Source organism: Streptomyces milbemycinicus (assembly GCF_002154605.1).
GTDB lineage: Bacteria > Actinomycetota > Actinomycetes > Streptomycetales > Streptomycetaceae > Streptomyces > Streptomyces milbemycinicus.
Window position 1 is genome coordinate 1 of the sequence record NZ_MUNE01000173.1, and the last position, 8,173, is coordinate 8,173.

Sequence of the window (8,173 nt, forward strand, 5' to 3'; positions counted from 1 at the left end):
ACCAGCAGCGCGCAGGTCGCCACCGGCTCACCGCGGCGGCGACCTGCGCGCTGCTGGTGGTGGACGCCTGGTTCGACACCGTGACCGCGGCCCCGGGCGCCGAACTGGCCGCGGCCCTGGCCATGGCCGTGGGCGCGGAGCTGCCGCTGGCGGCGCTGTGTGCCGTACTGGCCCTGAAACGGGCCCCCGGGACGCGCCGCACCGGCCCCGAAGCCGCCGACCTCACGTCCGGGACGTGGCCCACCACAGGATGACCGCGGAGATCAGGAAGCAGATCGCCATCGTCCACAGCACCTGCCGCCGCGCCCGCGCGTCGGCCGTCATGGTCGGGTTGCCGACCGCGCCGTGTGCCTGCGCGAGGTGATCGAGTCCCTTGTGCCGGGTGCCGCCGTAGGTGATCTGTTCTTCCCAGTCGCAGTGGAGGCAGGCGAGCAGCCGCCGCTGCCGGGCGCCGTATCCGTAGCTCACCTCGAAGACGGTCCCGTCCTCGCGGGTGGCCGTGATGTGGTGCGTCACACCTCGCAGCACGATCCCAGAACCCCCGGTTCTCCGCAGAGCCACAACGCCGTGCCCTGGCGCCGCGGCAGTCTACCCGCGGCGCCAGGGCCCGTCTCGGCCTGGTCGCCTTATGAAACGCCCCGGTCAGCAGCTGATCAGCGGTCGATCAGCAACCGATCAGCCGGCCGCCCAGGTAGGACTGGATCTGGTCGAGGGAGACCCGCTCCTGCTTCATCGTGTCGCGCTCACGCACGGTCACCGCGTTGTCCTCGAGGGTGTCGAAGTCGACGGTGACGCAGAAGGGCGTGCCGATCTCGTCCTGGCGGCGGTAGCGGCGGCCGATCGCGCCCGCGTCGTCGAACTCGATGTTCCAGTGCTTGCGCAGGTCCGTCGCGAGCCCCTTGGCCTTCGGCGAGAGCTGCGGGTTACGGGACAGCGGCAGCACGGCGACCTTGACCGGCGCGAGGCGCGGGTCGAGCCGCAGCACGGTGCGCTTCTCCATCTTGCCCTTGGCGTTGGGCGCCTCGTCCTCGATGTACGCGTCGAGGAGGAAGGCCAGCATGGCGCGGCCCACGCCCGCCGCCGGCTCGATGACGTACGGCGTCCAGCGCTCGCCGGCCTCCTGGTCGAAGTACGACAGGTCCTGGCCGGAGGCCTGGGAGTGGGCCTTCAGGTCGTAGTCGGTGCGGTTGGCCACGCCCTCGAGCTCGCCCCACTCCGAGCCGCCCAAGTTGAAGCGGTACTCGATGTCGGCGGTGCGCTTGGAGTAGTGGGAGAGCTTCTCCTTGGGGTGCTCGTACCAGCGGATGTTGGCCTCCTGGAGGCCGAGGTCGCGGTACCAGTTCCAGCGCTGCTCCATCCAGTACTCCTGCCAGGTCTCGTCCTCGCCCGGCTTGACGAAGAACTCCATCTCCATCTGCTCGAATTCGCGGGTGCGGAAGATGAAGTTGCCCGGGGTGATCTCGTTGCGGAAGGACTTGCCCATCTGGGCGATGCCGAACGGCGGCTTCCGGCGCGAGGTCTGCTGGACGGCGAGGAAGTTGGTGAAGATGCCCTGGGCGGTCTCGGGGCGCAGGTAGGCGACCGAGGCGGAGTCCTGGGTGGGGCCGAGGTGGGTGGAGAGCAGGCCGGAGAACTGCTTGGGCTCGGTGAAGCTGCCCTTGGTGCCGCAGTGCGGGCAGTTGATGTCCGCCAGCCCGTTCTCGGGCTGCCGGCCGTGCTTGGCCTCGTACGCCTCCTCCAGGTGGTCCGCGCGGAACCGCTTGTGGCAGGAGGTGCACTCGGTGAGCGGGTCGGTGAAGGTGGCGACGTGGCCGGACGCCTCCCAGACCTCGCGGGCGAGGATCACCGATGAGTCGAGTCCGACCACGTCGTCGCGCGAGGTGACCATCGAGCGCCACCACTGGCGCTTGATGTTCTCCTTCAGCTCAACGCCGAGCGGTCCGTAGTCCCAGGCAGCTCGCTGCCCGCCGTAGATCTCGCTGGACGGGTAGACGAAGCCACGGCGCTTGCTCAGGCTGACGATGGTGTCGATCTTGTCGGCGGCCACGGTGCTCTCTTCATTGATGACGGCTGATGACGACTGTGTGAGACGACTGTGTGTCGCTGATGGCGGCTTTGCGGACGGCGTGCGGACGACAAAGCGAATGCTTCAGGTTACCGGCGGCTCCACCCCTCGGATCAAATCGGTAAGCGAAACGATCAACAAGCGGACTGTTGTTGACAATCGTTTCCATCTTTGTTGAAAATGAGAGTCATGAACATACGCCGCTCCATCTTTCCGGCCGCCGTCGCCGGAGCCGCTGTTCTCGGCCTGGCCACGACGCTCACAGCCTGCTCCGCCGATGCGACAGACGGCCGTACGGACGGCAAACTCGATGTGGTGGCGTCGTTCTACCCCATGCAGTTTCTCGCCGAGCGCATAGGCGGCGGTCACGTCCATGTGTCCAGTTTGACCAAGCCCGGCACGGAACCGCATGACCTGGACATCAGCGCCCGGCAGACCGCCGACCTCAGCAAGGCCGGACTGGTCGTCTACCTCAAGGGTCTGCAACCGGCCGTCGATGCCGCCATCGGCCAGGCCGAGCCGAAGCACGTCGCCGACGCGGCCTCGTTCACCACCCTGGAAGACCACGGTACCGAGGTGGACGGCGGCCACGAGCACGGGGACGACGAGCACGGACACGACGAGCACGGGGACGAGGACGCCGGCTCCGACCCGCACATCTGGCTGGATCCGGTGCGTTACGCCCAGGTCGCCGAGGGTGTCGGCAAGGCGCTCCAGAAGGCCGACCCCGACAACGCGGCCGACTACAAGAAGAACACCGCCGCACTGGTCAAGCAGCTCGGCACGCTGAACGACGACTTCAAGACGGGCCTGAAGAGCCGCACCTCGAACACCTTCATCACCACCCATGCCGCCTTCGGCTATCTCGCCGAGCGCTACGGTCTGCGTCAGGAGGCCATCTCCGGCGTCGACCCGGAGTCCGAGCCCAGCCCGGCCCGGATGAAGGCGCTGCACTCGGTCGCGGAGAAGGAGAAGGTCGGCACCGTCTTCTTCGAGACCCTGGTGAGCGACAAGACCGCCAAGACCCTGGCGGGCGATCTGCATCTGCGCACCGATGTGCTCGACCCGATCGAGGGCATCAGCGACCAGTCCAAGGGCGACGACTACTTCGAGGTCATGCACGCCAACCTCAAGGCGCTCCAGACGGCTCTGGGCGCCAAGTGAGGCGCGAAACGACGAGCGGAGGAAGCCGCATGAAGCCGGAACCACCCGCCACAGCCCCCGCCACAGCCCCCGGCACGGTCCCTGGCACCGTCCCTGGCTCAGCCCCCGGCACCGCGCCGACCGCCGAGGCCCCTGCCGCGACCTCTGCCGAAACCTCAGCCGAGACCCCTGCCGAGCCCCCCGACGAGCCCTCCGCCGAAGCCCCCGCCGTCATATCGCTGCGCGGCGCCACCGCCTCCCTCGGCGGCCGCCCCGTCCTGCGCGGCGTCGACCTGACCGTACGGCGCGGCGAGGTCGTCGCACTGCTCGGCGCCAACGGGTCCGGCAAGTCCACGGCGGTGCGCTCCGTCGTCGGCCAGGTGCCGCTGTCCGGCGGCGAGCTGAGGCTGTTCGACACCCCCAGCCGCCGCTTCCGCGACTGGGCCCGCATCGGTTACGTACCGCAGCGCACCACCGCCGCCAGCGGCGTGCCCGCCACCGTCCGCGAGGTGGTCTCCTCCGGGCGGCTGGCCCGCAGGCGGCTGGGTCCGCCGCGTGCGGCGGACCGGGCGGCGGTGCGCCGGGCGCTGGAGCTGGTCGGGATGGCCGACCGGGCCAAGGACTCGGTGAGCGCGCTGTCCGGCGGTCAGCATCAGCGGGTGCTGATCGCCCGCGCGCTGGCTGGTGAGCCCGAACTGCTGATCATGGACGAGCCGATGGCCGGTGTCGACCTGGCCAGCCAGGAGATCCTTGCCGGGACGCTGCGCGAGCAGGTCGCCCTGGGCGCCACCGTGCTGCTGGTGCTCCATGAGCTCGGCCCGCTGGAGCCGCTGATCGACCGCGCGGTGGTGCTGCGCGACGGCTGTGTGGTCCACGACGGCCCGCCGCCCAAGGCCGTGGGCCAGCACGCGCTGCCCGGCCACGACCACGTACACCCGCATGCGGCGCACGACGCCGAACCGATCCGGACGGGATTGCTGACCTGACATGTTGGAAATCCTCGACTACGCGTTCATGCAGCGGGCCCTGATCGCCGCCGTCCTGGTCGGCATCACCGCCCCCGCCGTCGGCATCTACCTCGTCCAGCGCCGCCAGGCGATCATGGGCGACGGCATCGGCCATGTCGCGCTCACCGGCGTCGCGCTCGGCTTCCTGACCGGCACCAACCCGGTGTGGACGGCCGTCGCGGTCTCCGCGCTCGGCGCGATCCTCATGGAGCTGATCCGCTGGTACGGCAAGACGCGCGGCGATCTGGCCCTCGCGATGCTCTTCTACGGCGGTATGGCCGGCGGCGTACTGCTGATCAACCTCTCGCCGACCGGCTCCAACGCCAACCTCACCACGTATCTCTTCGGCTCGATCACCACCGTCTCGCGCGAGGACGTGACCGCGATCAGCTGCCTGGCGGCCTTCGTCGTGCTGATCACCCTCGGGCTGCGCCGCCAGCTGTTCGCGGTGTGCCAGGACGAGGAGTTCGCGCGGGTGACCGGGCTGCCGGTGCGCACCCTCAACCTGCTGCTGGCCATCACCGCCGCGGTCACCGTCACCGTCGCCATGCGCGTCGTGGGCCTGCTGCTGGTCAGCGCCCTGATGGTGGTGCCGGTCGCGGCGGCCCAACAGGCCACCCGCGGCTTCGCGATGACGCTCGCGCTCGCCGTCGCCATCGGCGTCGTGGTGACGCTCTCCGGCACGGTCTTCTCCTTCTACGAGGACGTCCCGCCCGGTGCGAGCATCGTCGTGCTCGCCATCGGCGTCTTCGCCGTGATCACCGCGCTCGCCGCCCCGTTGGCCAGACGCCGCGCCCGCAGAACCGCCGTGGCCGAGGAGCGCTGCACCCTCCCGCTGCCCGGCGCCCGCGCCGCCGCTCCGGGGACGGGCTCCCCCGGAACGGGTGGACCGGACGATGTCCTCGTCTGACCGGGCGTCTGGCCGTCCAGCCCGTCCGCTCAGCTTTCCCTGGCACAATGGCCACGCGGATGCGCGACGTAACGAGCTGGCGACGAGCAGGCGATGTTGAGGAGGCAACTGTGGTGACCGCGGGTCCCCCAGTACGCGGCCGGTCCACCAGGCAGCGGGCGGCGGTGGCTGCCGCGCTGGACGAGGTGGACGAGTTCCGCAGTGCGCAGGAGCTCCATGACATGCTCAAGCACCGCGGCGACTCCGTCGGCCTGACCACGGTCTACCGCACGCTCCAGTCCCTCGCCGACGCGGGCGAGGTCGACGTCCTGCGCACCACCGACGGCGAGGCCGTCTACCGCCGCTGCAGCAGCGGCGAGCACCACCACCACCTGGTCTGCCGCACCTGCGGCAAGGCGGTCGAGGTCGAGGGCCCGGCCGTGGAGAAGTGGGCCGACGCCATCGCGGCGGAGCACGGCTTCGTGGACGTCGCCCATACGATCGAGATCTTCGGCACCTGCGGGGACTGCGCGACCGGCGACTGCGCGACGGCGCCCAGGGCGTAACCCGACCTGACGGCCGCCTCAGCGCTTGAGGTAGGCCAGTACGGCCAGGACGCGGCGGTTGTCGTCGGCGGACGGTTCGATCCGCAGCTTGTCGAAGATGCTCGCGGTGTGCTTGGCGACCGCGCTCTCGCTGAAGTGCAGGGTGTGCGCGATGGCGGCGTTCGACCGGCCCTCGGCCATCAGCTTGAGGACGTCGTGTTCGCGCGGGGTGAGGCCGCCGGTGCGCCCCCTGGCATCGCTGCGGGCCAGCAGCTTGGAGATGACCTGCGGGTCCATGACCGTACCGCCGGCCGCGACGGTGCGCACCGCGTCGATGAACTGCCCGGTGTGGGTGACCCGGTCCTTGAGGAGATAGCCGATCCCGCCCTCGCCCCCGGCCAGCAGCTCATGGGCGTAGAGCTGATCCACGTACTGGGACAGGATCAGCACCGGCAGCGCGGGGCTGGTCCGGCGGGCTTCCAGGGCCGCCTGCAGGCCCTCGTCGGTGTGGGTCGGCGGCAGACGGATGTCGACGACGGCGACGTCAAGGTCCTCCTCGCACAGCGCGCGCAGCAGGGCCGGGCCGTTGTCCACGGACGCGATCACCTCGCAGCCGTGCTCCCGCAGGGTGCGCATCAGCCCGTCCCTGAGCAGGAAGAGGTCTTCGGCGAGGACGACGCGCACGGGATCTCCAAGGTCACGGTGGTCGGGCCGCCCAGGGGACTGTGCAGGGCGAGACTGCCGTCGAAGGTACCCAACCGGCGCTGTACGCCGCGCAGTCCGGTCCCCCGGGCCAGGTCCGCGCCGCCCCGGCCGTCGTCGGTGACCGTGACCCGCAGCCGTGCGCCGTCCTCGTGTGTCAGGTCCTCGTGTGCCAGATCCTCGTGTGCCAGGGTGATGCGCACCTCCTGGGCACCGGAGTGCTTCGCCGCGTTGGCGAGCGCTTCGCTGATCGCGAAGTAGGCGGCGGACTCGACCGCCGCCGGAAGCCGTCCGGGCAGCCGGACCTCGACATGGACGTCGAGGAAGCTGTCGAGCGCCAGCGACCGTACGGCGTCGCCGAGCCCCCGGTCGACGAGGACCGGGGGCTGGATGCCGTGGACCAGGTCGCGCAGGTCCTGGAGCGCCCGCGCGGAGGTTTCGCGCACGTCCAGGAGCAGTTGCCGGGCGGCGTCGAGATCGACGTCGAGGAGCCGGGTGGCCTCGTCCAGTGTCATGCCGAGGGCGACCAGCCTGGCCTGTGCGCCGTCGTGCAGATCCCGTTCGATACGGCGGAGTTCGGTCGCCTGCGCGTCCAGCGACTCGTCGCGGATGTCGGTGAGCCGTTCGACGCGCCGGGCGAGCTCGGTGCTGCGCGCCGCGGACAGCAGCCGCCGGCTCCAGCGGGCGTGCAGCCCGAGCACGGCGGGGGCCAGGCGCACCCCGGCCGCGATAAACGCGAGGCCGAGGGCCAGTGCGGCGAGCATCGTAGGGGTGGAGCGTACGGGGATGAAGGCGTACCAGTTGCCGTCGTCGATGAGCCGCCAGATGAACGGCTGCACCAGCGCGCCGAACGCCCCGTACTCGACGAGGGCGAGCGGTACCGCGACCAGCAGCCCCCCGAACCACGGCTCCAGCCAGGCCCACCGCAGATCGTGCCAGAACCCCTCGTCGCCGAGGACCGCTGCCGCCCGCCGACGGGGGCGCTCGGACGCGGAACGGTACGGGGCGAGCGGGTCCGGCGGGCTGATGGCCGTACCCGTCCAGCGGGCGGTCCATGACCGGTACCGGTCGGAGAGCCCGCGCAGGGCGCCCGCGGCGGGCGGCAGCAGCCGGAACCCGACCCCGATCGGGAGCAGCAGCAGCGCGCCGATCACCAGCCCGCCGACGGCGACCACCGCCAGGGCGAGCAGCCCCAGCAGCTGGCACCTGACGAGGGCGCGCAGACCGCCGGCCCCCCATCCCCCCATGACAGCCCATCGCTCCCGTCGGATCAGCGCGCCGAGTGCGCCATCGCCGGGATCCTAGCCGCGGGTGCCCGCCACACCCACGGCACCGCCGCCACCAGGCACGCCGCCCCGAAGAGCACCATGGGCAGCACCGCACCGGACTCCTCGTCCATGAACAGCAGCATGCCCAGGTTGATCAGGGTGTGGAAGCCGCCCGCGAGCAGCAGCCGGTTGGCCCGTACGCGCTCCAGGCCGAGCCCCAGGACCACCGACATCGCCACCGTGCCCAGCAGAAAACCGGCCGCGTACACCGGGGCCTGCGCGAACACCTGCACATGCCACACCCCCCACACCGCGCCGATCGCGGTCGACACGGCGAGCGGGCCGAAACGGGTCCGCAGGAGCGGCTGGAGGAAGCAGCGCCAGCCGATCTCCTCACCGCACGCGCCGATCAGCTGCGCCACCACGATCAGGGCGAAGGGGTGGTCCAGGGAGCGCGGATCGGTGGCGTGGGCGGCACCGGTCGCCAGGGCGTACGCGCCCGCGCTGAGCGCGGTGATCAGCAGCGCCGTGGCGAACAGCGGCAGGGCACGGCC

Annotated in this window: 9 protein-coding genes and 1 pseudogene; 5 read left to right on the plus strand and 5 right to left on the minus strand. The window is 70.9% G+C overall.

Annotated elements, in window-relative coordinates; genetic code table 11:
* A pseudogene (locus CCN51_RS15400) lies at window positions 1-254 on the plus strand (hypothetical protein); the annotation flags it as partial.
* Here CCN51_RS15400 and CCN51_RS15405 read toward each other — a convergent pair.
* Together CCN51_RS15405 and CCN51_RS15410 are read right to left on the minus strand one after the other, a co-directional pair.
* Window positions 223-516 carry a hypothetical protein gene (locus CCN51_RS15405; RefSeq protein ID WP_238545476.1) on the minus strand — a complete coding sequence of 98 codons (294 nt, stop codon included), beginning with the start codon at window positions 514-516 and terminating at the stop codon, window positions 223-225. The pseudogene CCN51_RS15400 and the gene CCN51_RS15405 overlap by 32 nt on opposite strands.
* Window positions 517-664: 148 nt before the next feature.
* A complete protein-coding gene (locus CCN51_RS15410; protein WP_014179810.1) occupies window positions 665-2,047 on the minus strand; it encodes a glycine--tRNA ligase in 1,383 nt (460 codons plus the stop codon).
* A 207-nt stretch (window positions 2,048-2,254) separates the two neighbouring features.
* Between CCN51_RS15410 and CCN51_RS15415 the strand changes: the two genes are divergently transcribed.
* The 4 genes from CCN51_RS15415 (at window position 2,255) to CCN51_RS15430 (ending at window position 5,670) form a co-directional block, all read left to right on the plus strand.
* Window positions 2,255-3,229, plus strand: coding sequence for a metal ABC transporter substrate-binding protein (locus CCN51_RS15415; protein ID WP_014179809.1), 975 nt, complete (start codon window positions 2,255-2,257; stop codon window positions 3,227-3,229).
* A gap of 29 nt (window positions 3,230-3,258) precedes the next feature.
* On the plus strand, window positions 3,259-4,194 hold the full coding sequence (locus CCN51_RS15420) for a metal ABC transporter ATP-binding protein (RefSeq protein WP_014179808.1): 936 nt from the start codon (window positions 3,259-3,261) through the stop codon (window positions 4,192-4,194).
* A gap of 1 nt (window position 4,195) precedes the next feature.
* A complete protein-coding gene (locus CCN51_RS15425; RefSeq protein WP_014179807.1) occupies window positions 4,196-5,125 on the plus strand; it encodes a metal ABC transporter permease in 930 nt (309 codons plus the stop codon).
* A gap of 110 nt (window positions 5,126-5,235) precedes the next feature.
* Window positions 5,236-5,670, plus strand: coding sequence for a Fur family transcriptional regulator (locus tag CCN51_RS15430; RefSeq protein ID WP_014179806.1), 435 nt, complete (start codon window positions 5,236-5,238; stop codon window positions 5,668-5,670).
* An 18-nt stretch (window positions 5,671-5,688) separates the two neighbouring features.
* Here CCN51_RS15430 and CCN51_RS15435 read toward each other — a convergent pair whose 3' ends face one another.
* From CCN51_RS15435 to CCN51_RS15445, 3 genes are all read right to left on the minus strand, one after another.
* On the minus strand, window positions 5,689-6,333 hold the full coding sequence (locus tag CCN51_RS15435; RefSeq protein ID WP_014179805.1) for a response regulator transcription factor: 645 nt from the start codon (window positions 6,331-6,333) through the stop codon (window positions 5,689-5,691).
* Window positions 6,285-7,598: a sensor histidine kinase gene (locus CCN51_RS15440; protein WP_014179804.1), complete on the minus strand. Its 1,314-nt coding sequence runs from the start codon at window positions 7,596-7,598 to the stop codon at window positions 6,285-6,287. The genes CCN51_RS15435 and CCN51_RS15440 overlap by 49 nt, the downstream gene beginning before the upstream one ends.
* Before the next feature lie 23 nt (window positions 7,599-7,621).
* Window positions 7,622-8,173: CPBP family intramembrane glutamic endopeptidase (locus tag CCN51_RS15445; RefSeq protein WP_107425991.1), on the minus strand; the 552-nt coding region annotated here is incomplete at its 5' end.

Coding starts and splice junctions, on each gene's coding strand:
- CCN51_RS15425 (WP_014179807.1), top strand. CDS start 4,196: ATGTTGGAAATCCTCGACTACGCGTTCATGCAGCGGGCCCTGATCGCC.
- CCN51_RS15440 (WP_014179804.1), bottom strand. CDS start 7,598: ATGGGGGGATGGGGGGCCGGCGGTCTGCGCGCCCTCGTCAGGTGCCAG.
- CCN51_RS15420 (WP_014179808.1), top strand. CDS start 3,259: ATGAAGCCGGAACCACCCGCCACAGCCCCCGCCACAGCCCCCGGCACG.
- CCN51_RS15415 (WP_014179809.1), top strand. CDS start 2,255: ATGAACATACGCCGCTCCATCTTTCCGGCCGCCGTCGCCGGAGCCGCT.